Consider the following 22,695-nt stretch of genomic DNA (forward strand, 5'->3'; position numbering starts at 1 on the left):
CGCTTAGAACGTCTGACCGAGAGAGAACTGGAAGATCTGTGTATCAGCATCATCCGGTTTGACGATTGGCATGGCCAGACTGAAGCTCAACGGCCCCAATGCAGTAATCCAGGTCAAGCCAACACCCACGGAACTGGCCAGCTGCCCCGGGTCGATATTGTTGCAGTCGGTTTGAGTCTTGCCGCAATTGGTATCAAAAACATTACCCACATCCCAGAACAAAGCGGTACGCAAAGAGCGTTGATCTTTGACAAACGGCATGGGGAACAACAATTCAGCACCACCCTGGATCAGTACGTTGCCACCAAACGGTAACGGGTCTTGATCCGGATCAAATTCGGTACCCGGGTTCTTGCCCTTACTCGGCGTACTGCGAGGGCCGAGACTGCTATCTTTGAAACCACGTACAGAGTTGAAACCACCGGCGTAGTAATGCTCGTAGAAAGGCAGATCAGATGTAGAGCCATAACTCTCACCGAAACCCAACTGACTGTGGAAACGCAGGGTATAGGTATCATTTAACGGCTTGAAAACCTGACCACGGTAGTCGATTTTGAAAAATGACAGATCGCTACCTGGGACAGTCGTCTCGAAGACCAAACTCTGCGAGTGACCCCGATTTGCAAGTACACCACGGTTTAGAGTCGATTCCGACCAACCAACTGAAGCTTTGAGGTTAAGGTAACTGTCACCTTCAGCCTGAATAAAGTTGAAAATCTCATCAACGGTATAACGACCCGTGCTGATACTGTCGCTCTGAACCGTGAGCCCATAGGTCAACCGCGAGGTATCACTAATAGGGTACCCGATACTGACGCCCGCCCCATAACTGTCCACCGCATAACTGGAAACATCAGTGTTCAGCTCTTCGTAATCGGTCTCGCGGAAGAAAGCGTTATAACCCAAGCTGACACCGTCCGGCGTCCAATAAGGATCAACGAAGCCAAAGTTGTAATTGCTCTGGTACTCGCTGCGGGTCAAACCAAGGCTGACTTTGTTACCGGTACCCAGGAAGTTGTTCTGAGTAATTGAGCCGCCGAGGATCAGACCGGCATTCTGGGCGAAACCAACACTGGCAGTAATCGATCCCGAAGCCTGTTCTTCAACTGTGTAATTGACGTCAACCTGATCATCAGTACCTGGCACTTGCGGGGTTTCAACGTTGACTTCCTTAAAGTAACCCAAACGCTCCAGGCGGGTTTTGGACTGGTCAATCAGGTAAGTAGAAGCCCAGCCTCCCTCCATCTGACGCATTTCACGGCGTAGCACTTCATCTTCCGACTTGGTGTTACCACGGAAATTGATGCGATTGACGTAAGCACGCTTACCCGGGTCAACCACAAAGGTAATGGACACCGTGCCGTCATCGTGCGCTTCTGGCACACCATTGACGTTGGCGAAGGTATAACCTTCGTTACCCAGACGGCGGGTAATCAGCTCAGAGGTAGTGGTCATCACTTTGCGCGAGAACACCTGACCTTCTTGAACCAGCAGCAAAGCGCGGACTTCTTCTTCAGGTACTTTCAGCTCACCGCTGAGTTTCACCTCACGTACGGTGTACTTCTCACCTTCGTCGACGTTGACGGTGACATAGACATGTTTCTTGTCCGGGGTAATGGATACCTGAGTCGAGCTGATATCCATATTGATATAGCCGCGGTCCAGGTAATAAGAACGCAAGCGCTCCAAGTCACCGGACAGTTTCTCGCGAGCATACTTATCATCGTTCTTGAAGAACGACAGCCAGTTAGTGGTCTTCAGCTCGAACAAGGCAATCAGGTCTTCATCGGAGAAGACGGTATTACCTACTACGTTGATGTGCTGAATCGCAGCAACCGAACCTTCGTTGATATTGATCTTCAGGGCTACGCGGTTACGCGGTTGAGGAATGACTTCGGCTTCAATTTCCGCAGAGTAACGGCCTTGCGCAACGTATTGACGCTGCAACTCGTTACGCACGCCTTCAAGCGTTGCACGCTGAAAGATCTCACCTTCTGCTAGGCCAGATTGATTAAGGCCTTTGAGCAGGTCTTCACTGCTAATGGCTTTGTTGCCATCGATCTCGATACTGGAAATTGAAGGACGCTCAACGACGGTAATAACCAGAACATCGCCATCGCGACCGAGCTGAATATCCTGAAAGAAGCCAGTTTTAAATAGCTCGCGGGTTGCTTCAACCAGTGCACGATCGTCGGCTTGCGCCCCCACATTGAGCGGCAAGGCACCGAATACGCTACCAGCGGAAACACGCTGGAGACCGGTGACCCGGATATCGGAAATGGTGAAGGACTCGGCGTGAACTTCGGTGATCATCAGTGCGGCAAGCACCGCAGGTAGCAGCAGACGTTTCATGAAGTCCTTTCTTATTCCAACTGACAATAAAAAATCTGCCGCTTAGAGCGACACGTCTTGTTCGTACCGAGAGCGTAATTCAACAGTGGCTACAGGCGACCCAAATCGTTTACCAGGGCCAGTAACATCACCCCGACAACCAAGCTGATGCCGATCTGCATCCCCCAACCCTGTATCCGTTCCGACAGCGGACGACCACGCACCCACTCGATCAGATAAAAAAGCAGATGCCCCCCATCCAGCACGGGGATAGGCAACAAATTAAGAACCCCCAGACTAATGCTTAAGTAGGCGAGAAACTTAAGAAAATCACTCAAACCCGACTCAGCAGAAGCGCCCGCCACTTTAGCAATGGTTATCGGCCCGCTCAAGTTTTTTACCGAGAGCTCACCAAACAGCATTTTCTTCAGCGAGTTGAGGGTCAGAATGCTCATAGTCCAAGTGTTTTTAGCGCCTTCAGCGATGGCCTCCAGAGGACCGTAGCTGACTTCGCGCAGCATCTCAGGCGGCCATTCGCCACCTGCCACACCAGCACCTAGATAACCGCTAAGGGCTTCACCTTCACCGCGCGCCGCAAGGGTCAGCGGCACGTCCAGTTGCTGACCTTGACGCTCCACCTGCAAGCTAATTTTTTTACCCGGCAAGCCACGAACCTGATCCACCAGCTGCTGCCAATCAGCCAAAGGCTGACCATCAAGCGCCAGCAGACGATCATTTACCTGCAAACCCGCCGCAAATGCCGGGCCTTCCGGGTCCAGCTGCGCCAACACCGGCTGTAAAACCGGACGCCAGGGGCGAATTCCCAGGGAAGCGATAGGGTCTGGCTCGTCGGCACCGCGAAGCCAGTTATCCAGCATGATCTGCCGCGGCGTATCGGCTGACGAACCCGGCTCGCGCACAGCGAGATCCAGGCGACCACTTTCACCCAAGCGACTGACCAGCTGCAGGTTCACCGCAGCCCAACCCGTAGTAGGCTCGCCGTTAACCGCCACAATCTCCTGCCCGGCCCGCAAACCAGCAACCTCAGCAAGACTGCCCGCCTCGACCGCACCAATAACGGGGCGCACCTGCTGGCTACCCAGCATCGCCACAAGCCAGAAGAACAGCAGTGCAAGAAGGAAGTTTGCCACCGGACCAGCTGCCACAATGGCAATACGCTGCTGCACGGACTTACGATTGAACGACTGATCGAGCAACGCCGGCGGCACATCGCCTTCGCGCTCATCGAGCATTTTCACGTAGCCACCCAGCGGGATGGCGGCCACGACAAATTCAGTACCTTGGCGGTCATGCCAGCGCAGCAGCGGGCTGCCAAAACCGACAGAAAACCGCAGCACCTTGACGCCACAGCGGCGAGCTACCCAGAAGTGTCCATACTCGTGGATGGTTACCAGCACACCCAGTGCAACCAGGGTACCGACCAGCATATAAAGCGCACTCATCAAACTTCTCCGCGTCGACGATCAGCGCCGACTCAGCCATTGTTCGGCCAGATGACGAGCCCGACCATCAGCGACCAGCACCGTATCCAGGCTCTCAACCGCCAGGGCGGGCTCAGCGTGCAGAACATCTTCGATGATACGCGCGATCTCAGGAAAGCGGATGCGTCGCTCAAGAAACGCCGCAACGGCCACTTCGTTGACCGCATTGAGCATAGCCGGCGCAGTGCCACCGACCTGAGCAGCCTCACGCGCCAGACGCAGACAAGGGAAGCGCTGCTCGTCCGGAGCCTGGAAGTCCAACCGAGCAATAGCAAACAGATCCAGCGGCGCGACGCCGGAGTCGATACGTTCCGGCCAAGCCAAAGCGTGACTGATGGGGGTTCGCATGTCCGGGTTGCCCAGCTGAGCCAGCACCGAACCGTCAACATAGTCGACCAACGAGTGAATCACGCTCTGCGGATGCACCACCACCTCAACCAGGTCAGGAGTGGCATCAAACAACCAGCAAGCCTCGATCAGCTCCAGGCCTTTGTTCATCATGCTCGCCGAATCCACCGAGATCTTGCGCCCCATCGACCAGTTGGGATGCGCGCACGCCTGCTCAGGCGTGACAGCATGCAGCTGCTCCAGCGGCATCTCACGAAACGGCCCACCCGAGGCGGTCAGCAGAATACGCCGCACACCCACCTGCTGCAGGCCGCGAGCGTAGTCACCCGGCAGACACTGGAAAATCGCATTGTGTTCACTGTCGATCGGCAGCAGAACTGCACCGCTCCGCCTGACGGCCTGCATAAACAGTGCGCCCGACATCACCAGCGCTTCTTTGTTGGCCAGTAGCACCTTCTTGCCGGCCTCGACCGCAGCCAGGGTCGGCGGCAGGCCGGCGGCACCAACAATGGCGGCCATCACCGCATCCACCTCAGGATGCGCTGCCACTTTACAGAGCCCCTCGGGACCATGCAGCACGTGAGTGGCCAAACCGGCCGCGCGCAAACACTCCTGAAGCTGGCGAGCTTGCAGAGCCTGCGGCACTACAGCAAAGCGCGGACGGTAAATCATGCACAACGCTTCCAGCTCTGCCAGACGGCTAAAGCCGGACAACGCGAATACTTGATAGCGTTCTGGATGGCGAGCGATCACATCGAGGGTGCTCAGACCGATCGAACCGGTAGCCCCCAGGACGGTTATCTGCTGCATCGCACTCACCGTATGCCCCACCCTGACAACCACAAGAGAGCTGCAAAAACCGGAATAGCAGCAGTCAGACTATCGATACGGTCTAACACGCCACCATGCCCTGGCAGCAGATTACTACTGTCCTTGATGCCCGATTGGCGCTTGAACATGCTCTCAGTCAGATCACCCACAACCGAGATCAACACCACGACCGCTGTACCGAGTGCCCCCAGCAGCAGACTGCTAAAGGACCACTCGCGGCCAATGGCGACACCGATACAGATCAGCAGCGTAGTCAGCAGGCCACCGAAGACACCCTCCCAGCTCTTGCCGGGACTAACCTGCGGCGCCAGCTTGCGCTTGCCGAAACGGCGACCTGCAAAATAGGCACCGATATCAGCCCCCCAGACCAGCACCATCACCGCCAAGATCAGCCAATTGGCCTCTGGCCACTGCTTGAGCAGCACCAGCCCTTGCCAGGCGGGCAACAGAATCAGCAGACCGATCAGCAACCTGACCGGCGCGGCAACCCAGTACTGGCTGCTGCCGGGATAACCCAGCACCAGAAACGTAGCAATCACCCACCAAACCACCCCGATCAACAACAACCAGGGCGCCAGCTGCGGCAACAGATACAAGCCGAACAGCAAGGCCGCAACCAGTACGGCATAAGCCACACGCTGCACCTGCGCGGCAAAACCGGCCAGGCGCGCCCATTCCCAGCCCCCCAGACTGACCACCGCACCGATAAACAGCGCAAACCAGGCACCATCCAGCAGGAAAAAGCCGCCCAGCGCAAACGGCAGAAGCACCAGAGCCGTGATAATTCGTTGCTTGAGCATCAGGTACGCGCCTCAGCTGCAACCTGCTCGCTGGTTTTCCCAAAGCGACGCTGGCGGCTAGCGAAATCGGCCAAGGCTTTGCGCATGGCGTCGTGTTTGAAGTCCGGCCAGTAGAGGTCGGAGAAATACAACTCGGTATACGCCAGCTGCCAAAGCAGGAAATTGCTGACGCGATGCTCACCACCGGTGCGGATACACAAATCCGGTAATGGCAGATCACCGGTCACCAGGCAACTTTGCAGCAATTCCGGGGTGATATCTTCGGCGCGCAGATGACCACCTTGAACTTCACGCGCCAGCCGCTGCGCAGCCTGCGCGATATCCCACTGACCGCCATAGTTGGCGGCCACTTGCAGGACAAAACGTCTGTCGCCAGCAGTTTGCGCTTCTGCATCGCGCATGGCCGCTTGCAGCTCGGGGTGAAAACGTGAACGGTCGCCAATAATGCGCAAACTGATGTCATTGGCATCGAGCTTTTTCGCCTCGCGCCGCAGCGCACTGAGAAACAACTCCATCAGCGCACTGACTTCTTCGGCCGGGCGCTGCCAGTTTTCACTGGAGAAGGCGAACAGGGTCAATACCTCGACCCCGGCCTCAGCACACACCTCGATCACCGCACGAACGGCATCGACGCCAGCCTTGTGGCCAGCAACACCAGGCAGCAGACGCTTCTTCGCCCAGCGGTTATTGCCGTCCATGATGATTGCCACATGCCGTGGCACGGCAATCCGATTACCGTCGTTGGTTTTGTCCATGGCGATAATCTGACCGTTAAACGGCCATCAGATCCGCTTCTTTCTGCTTCACCGCCACTTCGATTTCCGCCACGAACTTGTCGGTCAGCTTCTGGATGTCATCAGCAGCACGACGCTCCTCGTCTTCGCTGATTTCCTTCTCTTTGACCAGATCTTTCAGCTGGCTCAAGGCATCGCGACGGATATTGCGCACCGCAACACGACCATCCTCAGCTGCATCACGCGCTTGCTTGGTGAAGCCCTTACGGGTTTCTTCGGTAAGAGCCGGCATGGAGATCAGCAACAGCTCACCCAGGTTGGTCGGGTTGAAGCCCAGACCGGAACTCTGGATCGCCTTGTCGACCGCTGCCAGCATGTTGCGCTCAAACGCTACAACCTGCAGGGTACGGGCATCCTTGACGGTGACGTTAGCCACTTGATTCAAGGGGGTGTCGGAGCCGTAGTAAGGCACCATCACGCCGCCGAGGATGCTCGGGTGCGCCTGACCGGTACGGATCCGGCTGAAGGCATGAACCAACGACTCCAGGCTTTTCTGCATGCGTACCTGGGCGTCTTTCTTGATCTCATTGATCATTGCTTGTCTTCCTCGATCAGAGTGCCTTCAGCGCCACCGACTACAACGTTCAGCAGGGCACCGGGCTTGTTCATGTTGAAAACGCGCAGCGGCATATTATGGTCGCGGCACAGACAGATCGCTGTCAGATCCATCACGCCCAGCTTGCGGTCGAGCACCTCGTCATAGGTCAGGCGATCGAACTTCTCGGCATGCGGATCCTTGAATGGGTCGGCAGTGTACACGCCATCGACCTTGGTCGCCTTGAGCACCACATCGGCATCGATCTCGATGGCGCGCAGGCAGGCAGCCGAGTCAGTGGTAAAAAACGGATTACCAGTGCCAGCAGCAAAAATCACCACCTCACCGGTTTTCAGATGACGCATGGCCTTGCGGCGATCGTAATGATCCGTCACCCCGACCATGGAAATGGCCGACATAACGATGGCAGGAATGTTCGAGCGCTCCAGGGCGTCGCGCATGGCCAGGGCATTCATTACGGTGGCGAGCATACCCATGTGATCGCCGGTCACCCGATCCATGCCCGCAGCACTCAGGGCCGCACCACGGAACAGGTTGCCACCACCGATCACCAGACCGACCTGCACACCGATACCGACCAACTGGCCGACTTCCAGCGCCATGCGATCAAGCACCTTGGGATCGATGCCAAAATCTTCCGACCCCATCAGGGCCTCGCCGCTAAGTTTGAGCAGAATGCGCTTGTAGCGCGGTTGACGACCACCCATCTGCTGAGCCATTGCGAGTCTCTCCTGCGGCGTTTGAATTCTTTACGGGCTTGGACCCGAATTATCGAGCGCTTGGACCGCGCCCCGGACAATTGGTGCGCTTCAATAATAGAAGCGAACAGCAACTCCCCGTCCTTATTTGACAAAGAGGCTGCGCGCGTCAGCGGGCAGCCTCTCCTGTCGGCAGTAAAGAACCGTCTTACTGCTTGCTGGCAGCAGCCACTTGCGCAGCAACTTCTTCAGCGAAGTTGTCGACTGGCTTCTCGATGCCTTCGCCCACTTTAAAGTAAGTGAAGGAAACGATTTCAGCGCCGCCCTGCTTGGCCAGAGCGCCAACAGTCAACTCAGGGTTCTTAACAAACGCCTGCTCAACGAGGCTGGCCTCAGCCAGGAACTTGTTGATACGGCCCTTGACCATGTTTTCAACAATGTTTTCCGGCTTGCCTTTGATTTTCTCTTCGTTGAGGCTCAGGAACACGGCTTTCTCGCGCTCGATGGCTTCAGCGGAAACCTGCGAAGGCAGCAGGAACTCTGGGTTGCTGGCCGCTACGTGCATAGCGATGTCTTTGGCCAGCTCGACGTTGCCGCCTTTGAGCACAACCACAACACCGATTTTGTTGCCGTGCAGGTAAGAACCCAGAACGTCGCCTTCGATACGCGCCAGACGACGGATGTTGACGTTCTCGCCACACTTGGCAACCAGAGCCAGACGGGCTTCTTCCTGAGCAGCGATCAACGGCTCAACTTCGGTCAGTTTGTCAGCGAAGGCTTTCTCAACGCTGGCAACCACAAAGGCTTTGAAGTCGTCCTGCAGCGCCAGGAAGTCGGTCTGCGAGTTGACCTCAATGATAACGGCGGTCTTGCCGTCTTCCTTGATGCTGATCGCGCCTTCAGCAGCCACATTGCCGGCTTTTTTGGCAGCCTTGATCGCGCCGGAAGCACGCATGTCGTCGATGGCTTTTTCGATGTCGCCGCCAGCCTTGGCCAAGGCTTTCTTGCAATCCATCATGCCTTCGCCAGTACGCTCACGCAGTTCTTTAACCAACGCTGCAGTAATTTCTGCCATTTCAAAATCCTCTGGATAGGTGTTAACCATTCCACCCGCCAAAAACGGGCGCTCAATTCTTAACGCACTGCCGACAATGACCTGAAACATTTGCAACAGTATGTCGGCGATGGTTTTCAAGGTGGCAAAAAGGGGGCCAAGCCCCCTTTTTGCGAACTAAGCAAACGCTATACGCGTTTTACTTAGCCTTCAGCAGCTTCTACAGCCGGCGCTTGCTCGACGAACTCGTCGGTGCCGCCAGCAGCGTTGCTGCGGCCGCGCACAACGGCGTCAGCCATCGCACCCATGTACAACTGGATGGCGCGAATGGCGTCATCGTTGCCTGGGATGATGTAGTCAACGCCTTCCGGGCTGCTGTTGGTATCGACAACGCCGATCACCGGGATGCCCAGCTTGTTGGCTTCGGTGATCGCGATGCGCTCGTGATCAACGTCAATCACGAACAGTGCGTCAGGCAGGCCGCCCATATCCTTGATACCACCCAGGCTGCGATCCAGTTTTTCCAGATCACGGGTACGCATCAGGGCTTCTTTCTTGGTCAGCTTGGTGAAAGTACCGTCCTGAGACTGAGCTTCCAGATCACGCAGACGCTTGATCGATGCACGGATGGTTTTGTAGTTGGTCAGCATGCCGCCCAACCAGCGATGATCGACGTACGGCGAACCGCAACGTGCCGCTTCTTCAGCCACGATCTTGCCAGCGGAGCGTTTGGTGCCAACGAACAGAATCTTGTTCTTGCCAGCAGCCAGCTTCTCAACGAAAGACAGCGCTTCGTTGAACATTGGCAGGGTTTTTTCGAGGTTGATGATGTGAATCTTGTTACGCGCGCCGAAAATGTATTTGCCCATTTTCGGGTTCCAGTAACGGGTCTGGTGGCCGAAGTGCACACCGGCCTTCAGCATATCGCGCATATTGACTTGGGACATGATAGTTCCTTGATAAGTCGGGTTAGGCCTCCACGCATCCCGATTTCCAACCCTGCGGACCTGCCGCAAAGCACCCAGGAAACCGTGTCGATACGTGTGTGGGTTTAAGCTTCCGGGCGTGCTGCCCGTAAAGCGGCGCGTTTTATACCATAAAAGATAGGCGCAGGCTACACGCACACAGCGCAAACCCTACCGAAACCAGCACAACGGCGTCACGTGCTGCTTATGGCAGGCGGCTGGTAGCTGTTAAGATAACGCCCTTTCTGTTCGCGCCCGAGAGCCGCACTATGACCGTCACCATCAAAACGCCCGACGAAATCGAGAAAATGCGCGTAGCCGGTCGCCTGGCTGCCGAAGTTCTGGAAATGATCGGCGAACACGTCAAGCCCGGAGTAACCACCGAAGAGCTTGATCGCATCTGCCATGACTATATCGTCAACGTGCAGCAGGCCATCCCCGCGCCGCTCAACTACAAAGGTTTTCCCAAGTCGATCTGTACCTCGGTCAACCACGTGGTCTGCCACGGCATCCCGAACGACAAACCACTGAAAGAAGGTGATGTGATCAACATCGACATCACCGTGATCAAAGATGGCTACCACGGCGATACCAGCAAGATGTTCATGGTTGGCAAGGTACCCGAGTGGGCCGAGCGCCTGGCCAAGATCACCCAAGAATGCATGTATAAGGGTATCGAACTGGTTAAGCCGGGCACGCGCCTGGGCGATATCGGCGAAGTGATCCAGAAGCATGCCGAGAAAAACGGTTTCTCCGTGGTCCGCGAATACTGCGGCCATGGCATCGGCGCGGTATTCCATGAAGAGCCGCAAGTGCTGCATTACGGCCGCGCCGGCACCGGCATGGAGCTCAAACAAGGCATGACCTTCACCATCGAGCCGATGATCAACCAGGGTCGCCCGGAAACTCGTACCCTCGGGGACGGCTGGACCGCCATTACCAAGGACCGCAAGCTTTCCGCGCAATGGGAACACACCATCCTAGTGACCGCCGACGGCTACGAGATATTCACCCTGCGCAGTGATGACACCATCCCGCGCACATCGGCCTGACCCTCACGGCACGCTCACCGCGCTTGTTCTAGATAGAAGGAAAGCAGTCATGCCGCAGGTAGATCCCGAGCTGTTCGACCGCGGCCAGTTCCAGGCGGAGCTGGCCCTCAAGGCCAGCCCCATCGCCGCCTTTAAGAAGGCCATCCGCCATGCCCGCGAAGTGCTCGACGGACGCTTCCGGACCGGTCGCGATGTACGCCGCCTGGTGGAAGATCGCGCCTGGTTTGTCGACCAGATCCTGCGCGAGGCATGGGATCGTCTGCCCTGGAGTGAAGACGCCGACATCGCCTTACTGGCAGTTGGCGGTTATGGTCGCGGCGAACTGCACCCCTACTCGGACATCGACCTGCTGATCCTGCTGGACAACGCCGACCACGAAACCTTCCGTGAACCGATCGAGCAGTTTCTCACCCTGCTCTGGGACATCGGACTGGAAGTCGGGCAAAGCGTGCGCAGCGTCGATGAGTGCGCCAGCGAAGCCCGCGCCGACCTGACGGTGATCACCAACCTGATGGAAAGCCGCACCATTGCTGGCCCCGAGCGTCTGCGCATGCGCATGCAGGCCGTCACCAGCACCGAACAGATGTGGCCGAGCAAGGACTTCTTTCTAGCCAAACACAGCGAGAAACGCGCCCGACACAGCAAATACAACGACACCGAATACAACCTGGAGCCCAACGTCAAAGGCTCCCCCGGCGGCCTGCGCGACATTCAGACCATCCTCTGGGTCGCGCGCCGGCATTTCGGCACGCTGAACCTGCACGCCATGGTCGGCCAGGGCTTCCTATTGGAAAGCGAATACGCCCTGCTCGCCTCCAGCCAGGAGTTTCTCTGGAAGGTGCGCTACGCCCTGCACATGCTCGCCGGCCGCGCCGAAGACCGCCTGCTGTTCGACCACCAGAGCAAGGTGGCGACCCTGCTGGGCTTCGAAGACAGCGACAGCAAGCGCGCCATTGAACGCTTTATGCAGAAGTACTACCGCGTAGTCATGGCAATCGCTGAACTCAGCGACCTGATAGTGCAGCACTTCGAAGAACAGATTCTGCATGCCGGTGAAGTCGGTCAGGCCACGCCGCTCAACAGCCGCTTCCTGCTGCGTGATGGCTATATCGAAGTTGCGCACCCCAACGTGTTCAAGCGCACGCCGTTCGCCATCATGGAAATCTTCGTGCTGATGGCTCAGCACCCGGATATCAAAGGCGTGTGCGCCAACAGCATTCGTCTGCTGCGCGAACACCGCCACCTGATCGACGATGATTTCCGCCGCGATATTCGCAACACCAGCCTGTTTGTCGAGCTGTTCAAAAGCCCCCAGGGCATCCATCGTAACCTGCGCCGAATGAACCGATACGGCATCCTCGGCCTGTACCTGCCCGAGTTCGGCCATATTGTCGGGCAGATGCAGCATGACCTGTTCCACATCTATACCGTCGATGCGCACACCCTCAACCTGATTAAACACCTGCGCAAATTCAAGTGGCCTGAGCTGGCGGAAAAATTCCCCTTGGCCAGCAAGCTGATCGACAAACTGCCTAAACCCGAACTGATCTATATGGCCGGGCTTTACCACGACATCGGCAAAGGCCGTGGCGGTGACCATTCGGAGCTGGGCGCAGTGGACGCGGAAGCGTTCTGCGTACGCCATCAGTTGCCCAACTGGGACTCCAAACTGATCGTCTGGCTGGTGCAGCACCATCTGGTGATGTCCACCACCGCGCAGCGCAAGGACCTCTCCGACCCGCAAGTCATCTTCGATTTCGCCCGCCTGGTAGGCGATCAGACGCGGTTGGATTACCTCTACGTGCTGACCGTGGCCGACATCAACGCCACCAACCCCAGCCTGTGGAATTCCTGGCGTGCCAGCCTGCTGCGCCAGCTCTACACCGAAACCAAGCGCGCGCTGCGCCGTGGCCTGGAAAACCCGCTGGATCGCGAAGAGCAGATCCGCCTGACGCAGAGCGCGGCCCTGGACATTCTGGTACGTGGCGGCACCGATGCCGACGATGCCGAACAGCTTTGGGCGCAACTGGGCGATGACTATTTCCTGCGCCATACCGCAGCCGATGTGGTCTGGCACAGTGAGGCCATCCTGCAACACCCAGCCGATGGCGACCCACTGGTGCTGATTAAGGAAACCACCCAGCGCGAGTTCGAAGGCGGCACACAGATCTTCATCTATGCCCCCGACCAGCATGACTTCTTCGCCGTGACCGTGGCCGCCATGGCTCAGCTCAACCTGAACATCCACGACGCACGGATTCTCACCTCCACCAGCCAGTTCACCCTCGACACCTACATTGTGCTCGAAGGCGAAGGCGGCTCAATCGGCGACAACCCGGCGCGCATCAAGGAAATTCGCCAGGGGTTGATTGATGCCCTGAAGAACCCAGACGAGTACCCGAGCATCATCCAACGCCGCGTGCCGCGTCAGCTCAAGCACTTTGCCTTCGCCCCGCAGGTGACTATCCATAACGATGCGCACCGCCCGGTGACCATCCTTGAGGTCACCGCACCGGATCGCCCCGGCCTACTGGCCCGCATCGGACGGATTTTCCTCGACTTCGACCTGTCGCTGCAGAATGCCAAGATCGCCACATTAGGCGAGCGCGTGGAAGACGTGTTCTTCGTCACCGACGCGCACAACCAGCCACTGGCCGACCCGGAACTGTGCATGCGGCTGCAGGAAACCATGGTGGCGCAACTGTCTGACACCACCAGCCTGCAGGTCGAACCGACTCGCATCAGCATCTAACCCTTCGCCCTTACGCTTTGAGCTGCCCGGCCGCGATGCCGCCAGGCGCCTGGAGACCTCAGGAAGACACCATGAATGACGCGTTAAACCAGCTGCAGCCCTACCCGTTCGAAAAGCTTCGCGCCCTGCTCGGCAGCGTACAGGTGGCCGCCGGTAAAAGCCCGATCGCCCTGTCGATTGGTGAGCCAAAACACCGCTCCCCGGATTTTGTTGCCGAAGCACTGAGCGCCAACCTCGACCAGCTGGCGGTCTACCCGACCACCCTGGGTATCCCGGCGCTGCGCGAAGCCATCGCCAACTGGTGTGGTCGCCGCTTCGGCCTGCCGGCCGGCGTGCTCGACCCGGCGCGCCATGTGCTGCCGGTCAACGGCACCCGCGAGGCACTGTTCGCCTTTACCCAGGCCGTAGTCAAACGTGATGCGGACGGATTGGTGGTCAGCCCCAACCCGTTCTATCAGATCTACGAAGGCGCGGCCTTTCTCGCGGGCGCACAGCCGCACTACCTGCCGTGCTTGGAAGAACATGGCTTCAACCCGGATTTCGATGCGGTCAGCGACGATGTCTGGCAACGCTGCCAAATCCTCTTTCTCTGCTCGCCCGGCAACCCGACCGGCGCACTGATTCCGCTGGCAACGCTGAAAAAGCTGATCGCCCTGGCCGATCAATTCGACTTCGTGATCGCCGCCGACGAGTGCTACAGCGAACTGTATTTCGATGAAGCCAATCCACCAGCCGGCCTGCTGACCGCCTGCGGCGAACTGGGCCGCCACGACTTCAAACGCTGCGTGGTATTCCACAGCCTGTCCAAGCGCTCCAACCTGCCGGGGCTGCGTTCGGGCTTCGTCGCCGGCGACGCCGACATTCTGAAATCTTTTCTGCTGTACCGTACCTACCACGGCTGCGCCATGCCGGTACAAACCCAGCTGGCCAGTGTGGCCGCTTGGAACGATGAAGCCCATGTCAAAGCCAACCGCGACCTGTACCGCGAGAAGTTCGACGCGGTGCTGGCGATTCTGCAAGGCGTGCTGGATGTACAGCGCCCGGACGGTGGTTTTTACCTGTGGGCGAAAACCCCGATAGACGATGAAACATTTACCCGCGAGCTGTTTGCCCGTGAGCATGTCACCGTAGTGCCCGGCTCGTATCTGTCGCGCGCGGTAGACGGCCACAACCCGGGGGCTGGCCGTGTGCGCATGGCGCTGGTCGCACCTCTGGCCGAGTGCGTGGCGGCCGCTGAACGTATCCGTGATTTTGTAAAGAGCCGCTGATGAGCAAGACCCTGTTTGGCATCAAAGCCTGCGACACCATGAAAAAAGCCCGCACCTGGCTCGACGAGCACGGGGTAAGCTACGCCTTTCATGATTACAAAGCCTGCGGCATCGACCGTGGCAACCTGGAAAAGTGGTGCAATGAGCATGGTTGGGAAACCGTCCTGAACCGCGCTGGCACCACCTTCCGCAAGCTGGACGAGGCGCAGAAAAGCAACCTCGACCAGCACAAGGCGATCGAACTGATGCTCGCCCAACCGTCGATGATCAAACGCCCGGTGCTGGATCTCGGCAACAAGACCCTGGTTGGCTTCAAAGCCGACCGTTATGCCGCCGAACTGGCTTGAACCAGCCGGCCCACACGAATTTGCGGTAAGGAAAACAGCATGAGCACAGCATTATTCAGCCTGGCCTTTGGCGTTGGCACTCAAAACCGTCAGGGCACCTGGCTGGAAGTCTTTTACGCACAGCCACTGCTCAACCCGGCCAGCGAGCTGGTCGCCAAAGTGGTGGAAAAACTCGGCTACCAGGGCGGCAACCAGGCCATCGCCATCACCACCAATCAGGCCGGTGATCTGGCCGAAGTGCTCAAACACACCGACAGCGCTCAAGCCGCCCTGCTGACCCGCCTGGCCGAAAGCCAAAAGCCGCTGGTGGTCACCCTGCTGGCCGAAGACGCCGCACTGACCAGCACCCCTGAGGCGTACCTGAAACTGCACCTGCTGTCGCACCGTTTGGTGAAGCCGCATGGCCTCAACCTCACCGGTATTTTCCCGCTGCTGCCGAACGTGGCCTGGACCAGCCAGGGTGCAGTCGATTTGGCCGAGCTGGCTGAGCGCCAACTGGAAGCGCGCCTCAAAGGCGAACTGCTGGAAGTGTTCTCGGTCGACAAGTTCCCGAAAATGACCGACTACGTGGTGCCGAGCGGCGTGCGTATCGCTGACAGCGCGCGTATTCGTCTGGGTGCCTACGTGGGCGAAGGCACCACCGTGATGCACGAAGGGTTCGTTAACTTCAACGCCGGTACCGCCGGCCCCGGCATGATCGAAGGCCGTGTGTCGGCAGGCGTGTTTGTTGGTAAAGGTTCAGACCTGGGCGGCGGCTGTTCGACCATGGGCACCCTGTCCGGCGGCGGCAATATCGTCATTTCCGTGGGCGAAGGCTGCCTGATCGGCGCTAACGCTGGCATCGGCATTCCATTAGGCGACCGCAACACCGTGGAATCCGGCCTGTACATCACCGCCGGTACCAAGGTCGCGCTGCTCGATGCCGACAATCAACTGGTCAAGGTGCTCAAGGCCCGCGACTTGGCGGGTCAGCCAGACCTGCTGTTCCGTCGCAACTCGCAAACCGGCGCGGTGGAGTGCAAAACCCACAAGTCGGCCATTGAGTTGAACGAAGCCCTGCACGCGCACAACTAAGAGGCCGCAGCAAGCTACAAGCCACACGCTGCAAGCGATAGCCGCAGCCCAGACTTGCAGCTTGCCGCTTGAAGCTTATGGCTCTTGATTCCCCATGGCGCGCTGACTTCCCCGGTATTCTGGCCCTTGCGGCCGAAGGCCAGACCTATCTGGACAGCGCCGCCACCGCGCAAAAGCCCCAGACCATGCTCGATGCCCTGCTCGGCTATTACGCCGGCGGCGCCGCGAACGTGCACCGCGCCCAGCATGTGCCGGGCGAACGTGCCACCCGTGCCTTTGAAGCCACGCGGGAGAAAGTCGCGCGCTGGCTCAACGCCGCCGACGCACAGCAGATCGTCTTCACCCGCAGCGCCACCGAAGCGTTCAATCTTCTGGCCTATGGCCTGGAGCATCGTTTCATTGCGGGTGACGAAATCGTCATCAGCGCGCTGGAACACCACGCCAACCTGCTGCCGTGGCAACAACTGGCGCAGCGTCGTCAGCTAAAACTGGTGGTGCTGCCGCTGGACCCGCATGGCTTGATTGATCTAGCCCAAGCCGCGCAACTGATCGGGCCGCGCACCCGCCTGCTGGCGATCAGTCAACTGTCCAACGTGCTGGGTAGCTGGCAACCGCTAAGGCCGCTCATGACCTTGGCGCAGGCGCAAGGTGCGCTGACCGTGGTCGATGGCAGCCAAGGCGTGGTGCATGGCCGTCAGGATGTTCAGGCACTCGGCTGCGATTTCTATGTCTGCTCCAGCCACAAGCTTTACGGCCCGGACGGTGTCGGCCTGCTCTATGGCCGCCCGCAAGCGCTGGAACAGCTGTCGCACTGGCAGTTTGGTGGCGAAATGCTGCAGGACACCGACTACCACAACGCCCGTTTCCGCCCTGCGCCATTAGGCTTTGAGGCTGGTACGCCACCGATTGCGTCGGTGATCGCCCTGGGTGCCAGCCTGGATTACCTGAGCAGCCTCGACGCTAGCGCCGTCAGCGCCCACGAAGCGGCGCTGCATGGCGAGCTGATCACGGGGCTGCAGCAGCGCCAAGGCCTGCGCCTGCTCGGCACGCCGACTGTCGCCCTGGCCAGCTTTGTGGTCGACGGCGCACACCATGCCGACCTTGCCCACCTGCTGACCGAACAGGGCATCGCCGTGCGCGCCGGCCATCACTGCGCCATGCCGCTGCTGCAGGGCCTCGGCTTGAGCGGGGCGATTCGTGTATCGCTGGGTTTGTATAACGATGCGGGCGACTTGCAGCGCTTTTTCAGTGCACTGGATCAGACCCTGGAACTGTTGCAATGACCTTACCGGAGAACGCTCAAGCCGCCCTACACGCCTTCACCAATTGTCCAGGCTGGGAACAGCGTGCGCGCCTGCTGATGCAATGGGGCGAACGATTGCCGCCCCTGACCGAAGCAGAACGCTGCGAAGCCAATCGGGTCAGCGGCTGTGAAAGCCAGGTGTGGTTGCTGGTCGACACGCAGGGGGCCCATTGGCAATTTCGCGCCAGCAGCGATGCACGCCTGTTGCGTGGCCTGCTCGCGCTGCTATTGGCCAGAGTCAACGGTCTGCCGCCAAGCGAACTGAGGCAACTGGATCCAGCCGACTGGTTTACTCAGCTCGGCCTGGCCCGCCACCTTTCCCCCTCACGCAGTAACGGCCTACAAGCCGTACTCGCACGCATGCAACAGCTCATTGCACTGAAGACTCAGGGGTGAACTGCCACTGATCAGCATTCCCTGCATTCAGTGCGCGTTGTAAGGTTGCCAATTCACCATTGGCCACCAAGCGGCGCAGTCCTGCATTGAACACCTCAAGCAGACGTTGTGCCCGTGCATCGTCCTTACGGAACAATACGTGCAGCGGCTCAGCATGCAAAATACGGGGATTGTGCTTGATCAAGGCCCGTTCCTCGGCCGAGAAAAGGCGCTGCAGCATGGCATAGCCGACGGCCCGATCCTGCGGATGAAAGTCCACTCGCCCCAGGCTGAGCAGCCGGAATCCCGTGTCTTCCTTGCCACTCTGCTGCACCTGTAAGCGCCCGGCATCAAGCGCTGCATCAAACTTCGAGCCATAGGAGTAGCCCAGGGTGGTGGCTATGCGAAATTTTTCCAGGTCCTCAAAACGCTGCCAATTAAGTTGCTGGTCAGCTCGCTGGAACAGCACCACCTCGCCATGGGCAACAGCATCGCTGCACTGACTGAATCGCTGGCGATTCTTATTGCAGATATAGGGCATCACCGCATCAAGATTGCCTTGCTCGAGCATCAGCAAATTACGATCCCAGGGGTAGTAGACCAATTCGACCTGATAACCGGCAGCTTCGAAAATACCGCGTATCAGGCGCGACAAGGCCCCGCCATCACTGCGCTGCTGATCGACGTAAGGCGCCCAATCACCCGTGCCAATACGTACCAGAGGATCTGCAGTCACGCTTAACGCTGACAACAAGAGCGCACAGGCCAACAGACATCGCGGAAAAACCAGCAGGACAAGACGCGACAGGGACAACACAACACACCTCAATAGAGCATTACCAGCTTATCCCTGCTGTATATAGACCGGAATCGGTCAGCGTTGATACCTAACCCCGAGCATCGACCACCGAACTGCGCTCAGAGGGTCGCCGTGTACCGGCGACCAGCTTATCAACGATGCGTGCCGCTGCCACCATACCGAAGGTTGCTGTGACCATCATTACAGCGCCAAAACCACCGGCACAATCCAAGCGCACGCCATCACCAACAAATGCCTTGTACTGACAGACCGTGCCATCCGGCTTGGGATAGCGCAGCTGTTCGCTGGAAAACACGCACGGTACGCTGTAATTGCGCCCCGGCGTACGGGAAAACCCGTAATCGCGACGCAAGGTCGAGCGCACCTTGGAAGCCAGCGGGTCATTCCAGGTTTTGTTCAGGTCGCCGACCTGAATTTGTGTCGGGTCAATCTGACCGCCGGCACCACCGGTGGTGATGACCTGGATCTTGCGCCGCTTGCACCAGGAAATCAGTGCGGCCTTGGCGTTGACGCTGTCAATGCAGTCGATCACCGCATCAAGTTGCTCGGTGATGTACTCGGCCATGGTTTCACGGGTGACAAAATCCGCCACTGCGTGCACCACGCAGGCCGGATTGATCGACCGGATACGCGCAGCCATCACATCAACCTTGGGCTGGCCAACCGTGCTGTCCAGCGCGTGTGCCTGACGATTGCTATTACTGATGCACACATCATCGAGATCAAACAAAGAAATCTCGCCCACCCCGGAGCGAGCCAGAGCCTCGGCCGCCCAGGAACCCACACCGCCAATGCCTACTACTGCCACATGCGCAGCCGCCAGGCGCTCGGCACCCTCGTGGCCATACAAGCGGGCTATTCCGGCAAAGCGTTGTTCATCCACAGGCATTCGTATCTCTCAACAGCACAGGCGGCGCGCATTATAGGGAGCCGGCAGGCAGCACCCAAGCACTCTGTCGCATGAGCTTGCAGCAACCGATGAACAGCAGTGGCCAAACAGCCCGACAATGAACCTCTTCACAGCGTCGCAATCCCATCATTATGCCCGCCGGCCGGGCTATACAGCCCTGTGACGGCGGCGTAGCATGCGCCACCCGACGCCTGTCGCTTTTCTACTGCCTCTTCGCTGGACCCGCTCACTATGCCTTCGCGTAAGTTTGGATTGAACCTGGTCGTGTTCCTGGCGATTGCCGCCTTGTTCACCGGTATCTGGGCACTTTATAACCGCCCGGTAACTGCCCCTGACTGGCCGGAACAGATTTCCGGCTTCTCCTTTTCCCCTTTCCGCGCGGGGCAAAACCCTCAGCAGGATACCTATCCGAGCGAAGCAGAGATGCGCGCCGACCTGGAACTGCTGACCACCCAGACGGACAACATTCGCACCTATTCGGTCGATGGCGCCCTGAGCAGGATTCCCTATCTGGCCGAAGAGTTTGGCCTGCGGGTAACCCTGGGTATCTGGATCAGCCCGGACTTGGAACGCAACGAGCGGGAAATCGCCAAAGCCATCGAAATTGCCAACACGTCGCGCAGCGTCGTGCGTGTCGTCGTCGGCAACGAAGCGCTATTCCGTACCGAAGTCACGCCCAAGAACCTGATTGCCTACATTGACCGTGTGCGCAGCGCCGTAAAAGTCCCAGTGACCACCTCCGAACAGTGGCACATCTGGCAGGATCATCCGGAACTGGCTCAGCATGTCGACCTGATTGCCGCACACGTGCTGCCCTACTGGGAATTCGTGCCCATGGAAGACTCGACCGAGTTCGTCCTTGAGCGCGCCAAAGATCTGAAAAAGCTCTTCCCGAAGAAGCCCCTGCTGCTCTCCGAAGTCGGCTGGCCCAGTAACGGCCGCATGCGCGGCGGCGCTGATGCATCCCAGGCTGACCAGGCAATTTACCTGCGCACCCTGGTCAACACATTGAACGCCAAGGGTTACAACTACTTCGTCATCGAAGCTTTTGATCAACCCTGGAAAGCCAGCGAAGAAGGTTCTGTAGGGGCCTACTGGGGCGTGTACAACCTTGACCGCCAACCCAAATTTGCCTTCGAAGGCCCGGTGGTAGCCATCCCACAGTGGCGCTTGCTGGCCATTGCCTCCGTCGTCCTGGCCCTGCTGAGCCTGGCCATCATGCTGATTGACGGCAGCGCATTGCGCCAGCGTGGCCGCACGTTCCTGACCTTTGTCGCCTTCGCCGGCGGCTCTGCTCTGGTGTGGATCGGCTACGACTACAGCCAGCAGTACAGCACCTGGTTCAGCACCCTGGTCGGCCTGCTGCTGGGCTTCGGCGCCTTCGGCGTATTTATCGTGCTGCTCACCGAAGCGCATGAACTGGCCGAAACGGCCTGGACGCGCACGCGCCGTCGCCGCTTTCAACCCGTGGACAGCGATACAGCCTATCGGCCCAAGGTGTCGATCCATGTGCCTTGCTACAACGAGCCGCCTGAGATGGTCAAACAGACCCTCGATGCCCTGGCCGCACTGGATTACCCGGACTACGAAGTCATCATCATCGACAACAACACCAAAGACCCGGCCGTTTGGGAACCGGTGCAAGCCTATTGCGAGCAACTCGGCCCGCGGTTTCGCTTTTTCCACGTGGCGCCATTGCATGGCTTCAAGGGGGGCGCCCTGAACTACATCCTGCCGCACACCTGTCCGGATGCCGAAGTGGTGGCGGTGATCGACTCCGACTACTGCGTCGACCGCAACTGGCTGAAGTACATGGTGCCGCATTTCAGCGACCCGAAAATTGCCGTGGTGCAGTCCCCGCAGGACTACCGTGACGGCAATGAAAGCGCCTTCAAGAAACTCTGCTATGCCGAGTACAAAGGGTTCTTCCATATCGGCATGGTGACCCGCAACGACCGTGATGCGATCATCCAGCACGGCACTATGACCATGATCCGCCGCAGCGTGATGGACGAGCTGAAATGGGCCGACTGGACCATTTGTGAAGATGCCGAGCTGGGGCTGCGCGTGTTCGAGAAGGGTTACAGCGCCGCCTATGCCCACGAAAGCTTTGGCCGTGGCCTGATGCCCGATACCTTTATCGACTACAAGAAACAGCGCTTCCGCTGGGCCTATGGCGCAATCCAGATCATGAAAGGCCATGCACGCAGCCTGTTCCTCGGCAAAGGTTCCGAGCTGAAGAGTGGCCAGCGCTATCACTTCGTCGCGGGTTGGCTACCGTGGATCGCCGATGGCCTGAATATCTTCTTCACCGCCGGCGCCCTGCTCTGGTCGGCGGCGATGATCATCGTGCCGCAGCGGGTTGACCCGCCGCTGATGATCTTCGCCATCCCGCCGTTGGCGCTGTTCTTCTTCAAGCTGGGCAAGATTCTGTTCCTCTACCGCAAGGCCATGGGCGTTGATCTGGTGCGTTCCTTCCAGGCGGCGCTGGCGGGCCTGGCGCTGTCGCACACGATAGCCAAAGCGGTGCTCTACGGGACCTTCACCAAAACCATCCCGTTCTTCCGCACACCGAAAATGGCCAGCAACCACGGCATCATGGTGGCCCTGGCTGAGGCCCGCGAAGAGGTATTTATCATGTTGCTGCTGTGGGGCGCGGCCATCGGCATCGGCATCGTCCAGGGCCTTCCCAGCGCCGACGTGAAGTTCTGGGTGGCCATGCTGGTGGTGCAGTCGTTACCGTACCTGGCAGCCCTGATCATGGCCCTGCTGTCGTCCCTGCCGAAGCCGGCGCAAGACGAGGTGGGGCAAATCGCTGACGCCTGACGAACGATCTGTTCACTCAGGATGGCGAGCCAATCAACACTGCGCGTCAACCTGTCGAAACGGCGGCCTCGGGCCGCCGTTTTGCATTA

General features: G+C 58.7%; 19 protein-coding genes. 8 read left to right on the forward strand and 11 right to left on the reverse strand.

Annotated features, from left to right (window positions below; all coding sequences use genetic code 11):
* Positions 1-3: 3 nt before the first annotated feature.
* From bamA to rpsB, 9 genes are all read right to left on the reverse strand, one after another.
* On the reverse strand, positions 4-2,352 hold the full coding sequence (gene bamA / locus DBR00_RS14555) for an outer membrane protein assembly factor BamA (RefSeq protein ID WP_108487657.1): 2,349 nt from the start codon (positions 2,350-2,352) through the stop codon (positions 4-6).
* 89 nt (positions 2,353-2,441) lie between these two features.
* Complete coding sequence (rseP, locus tag DBR00_RS14560; RefSeq protein ID WP_108487655.1) at positions 2,442-3,794, reverse strand: sigma E protease regulator RseP; 1,353 nt, start codon at positions 3,792-3,794, stop codon at positions 2,442-2,444.
* 21 nt (positions 3,795-3,815) lie between these two features.
* Entirely contained in the window at positions 3,816-5,000 is a 1,185-nt protein-coding gene (ispC, locus tag DBR00_RS14565) for a 1-deoxy-D-xylulose-5-phosphate reductoisomerase (protein WP_108487653.1), read from the reverse strand.
* Positions 4,997-5,812, reverse strand: coding sequence for a phosphatidate cytidylyltransferase (locus DBR00_RS14570; RefSeq protein ID WP_108487651.1), 816 nt, complete (start codon positions 5,810-5,812; stop codon positions 4,997-4,999). Before DBR00_RS14570 ends, ispC begins: the two co-directional genes overlap by 4 nt.
* Positions 5,812-6,567 carry a polyprenyl diphosphate synthase gene (gene uppS, locus DBR00_RS14575; RefSeq protein WP_108487649.1) on the reverse strand — a complete coding sequence of 252 codons (756 nt, stop codon included), beginning with the start codon at positions 6,565-6,567 and terminating at the stop codon, positions 5,812-5,814. The genes DBR00_RS14570 and uppS overlap by 1 nt, the downstream gene beginning before the upstream one ends.
* Positions 6,568-6,583: 16 nt before the next feature.
* The gene (gene frr / locus DBR00_RS14580; RefSeq protein WP_108487647.1) at positions 6,584-7,141 is read right to left on the reverse strand and encodes a ribosome recycling factor; all 558 of its coding nucleotides are present in this window, start codon (positions 7,139-7,141) and stop codon (positions 6,584-6,586) included.
* The gene (gene pyrH / locus DBR00_RS14585) at positions 7,138-7,881 is read right to left on the reverse strand and encodes a UMP kinase (protein WP_108487645.1); all 744 of its coding nucleotides are present in this window, start codon (positions 7,879-7,881) and stop codon (positions 7,138-7,140) included. Before pyrH ends, frr begins: the two co-directional genes overlap by 4 nt.
* A 187-nt stretch (positions 7,882-8,068) precedes the next feature.
* Complete coding sequence (gene tsf / locus DBR00_RS14590; protein ID WP_108487716.1) at positions 8,069-8,935, reverse strand: translation elongation factor Ts; 867 nt, start codon at positions 8,933-8,935, stop codon at positions 8,069-8,071.
* 182 nt (positions 8,936-9,117) lie between these two features.
* A complete protein-coding gene (gene rpsB / locus DBR00_RS14595) occupies positions 9,118-9,861 on the reverse strand; it encodes a 30S ribosomal protein S2 (RefSeq protein ID WP_108487643.1) in 744 nt (247 codons plus the stop codon).
* A 287-nt stretch (positions 9,862-10,148) separates the two neighbouring features.
* On the opposite strand from rpsB, the gene map reads away from it, so the two are divergent.
* The 7 genes from map (at position 10,149) to DBR00_RS14630 (ending at position 18,071) form a co-directional block, all read left to right on the forward strand.
* On the forward strand, positions 10,149-10,931 hold the full coding sequence (gene map / locus DBR00_RS14600) for a type I methionyl aminopeptidase (protein ID WP_108487641.1): 783 nt from the start codon (positions 10,149-10,151) through the stop codon (positions 10,929-10,931).
* A gap of 49 nt (positions 10,932-10,980) precedes the next feature.
* Entirely contained in the window at positions 10,981-13,683 is a 2,703-nt protein-coding gene (locus DBR00_RS14605) for a [protein-PII] uridylyltransferase (protein ID WP_108487639.1), read from the forward strand.
* A 71-nt stretch (positions 13,684-13,754) separates the two neighbouring features.
* On the forward strand, positions 13,755-14,951 hold the full coding sequence (gene dapC / locus DBR00_RS14610) for a succinyldiaminopimelate transaminase (RefSeq protein ID WP_108487637.1): 1,197 nt from the start codon (positions 13,755-13,757) through the stop codon (positions 14,949-14,951).
* Positions 14,951-15,298, forward strand: a complete 348-nt coding sequence (locus tag DBR00_RS14615) for an ArsC family reductase (RefSeq protein ID WP_108487635.1) — start codon at positions 14,951-14,953, stop codon at positions 15,296-15,298. The genes dapC and DBR00_RS14615 overlap by 1 nt, the downstream gene beginning before the upstream one ends.
* Before the next feature lie 39 nt (positions 15,299-15,337).
* Positions 15,338-16,372 (forward strand): 2,3,4,5-tetrahydropyridine-2,6-dicarboxylate N-succinyltransferase, encoded by a 1,035-nt coding sequence (gene dapD, locus DBR00_RS14620; protein ID WP_108487633.1) that lies wholly within the window; start codon positions 15,338-15,340, stop codon positions 16,370-16,372.
* Between the two features lie 77 nt (positions 16,373-16,449).
* Positions 16,450-17,655 carry an aminotransferase class V-fold PLP-dependent enzyme gene (locus DBR00_RS14625; RefSeq protein ID WP_108487631.1) on the forward strand — a complete coding sequence of 402 codons (1,206 nt, stop codon included), beginning with the start codon at positions 16,450-16,452 and terminating at the stop codon, positions 17,653-17,655.
* Positions 17,652-18,071 (forward strand): SufE family protein, encoded by a 420-nt coding sequence (locus DBR00_RS14630; protein ID WP_108487629.1) that lies wholly within the window; start codon positions 17,652-17,654, stop codon positions 18,069-18,071. The genes DBR00_RS14625 and DBR00_RS14630 overlap by 4 nt, the downstream gene beginning before the upstream one ends.
* Here the strand turns inward: DBR00_RS14630 and DBR00_RS14635 are convergent.
* Both DBR00_RS14635 and tcdA read right to left on the reverse strand, forming a co-directional pair.
* Positions 18,046-18,786: an ABC transporter substrate-binding protein gene (locus DBR00_RS14635; protein ID WP_256583021.1), complete on the reverse strand. Its 741-nt coding sequence runs from the start codon at positions 18,784-18,786 to the stop codon at positions 18,046-18,048. The two genes, DBR00_RS14630 and DBR00_RS14635, sit on opposite strands and share 26 nt — an antisense overlap.
* 151 nt (positions 18,787-18,937) lie before the next feature.
* Complete coding sequence (gene tcdA, locus DBR00_RS14640) at positions 18,938-19,759, reverse strand: tRNA cyclic N6-threonylcarbamoyladenosine(37) synthase TcdA (RefSeq protein ID WP_108487627.1); 822 nt, start codon at positions 19,757-19,759, stop codon at positions 18,938-18,940.
* Between the two features lie 252 nt (positions 19,760-20,011).
* Between tcdA and DBR00_RS14645 the strand changes: the two genes are divergently transcribed.
* Positions 20,012-22,606 carry a glycosyltransferase gene (locus DBR00_RS14645; RefSeq protein WP_108487625.1) on the forward strand — a complete coding sequence of 865 codons (2,595 nt, stop codon included), beginning with the start codon at positions 20,012-20,014 and terminating at the stop codon, positions 22,604-22,606.
* The last annotated feature ends 89 nt before the right edge of the window (positions 22,607-22,695 follow it).

Origin of the sequence: Pseudomonas sp. HMWF032 (genome assembly GCF_003060885.1) — a bacterium.
GTDB lineage: Bacteria > Pseudomonadota > Gammaproteobacteria > Pseudomonadales > Pseudomonadaceae > Aquipseudomonas.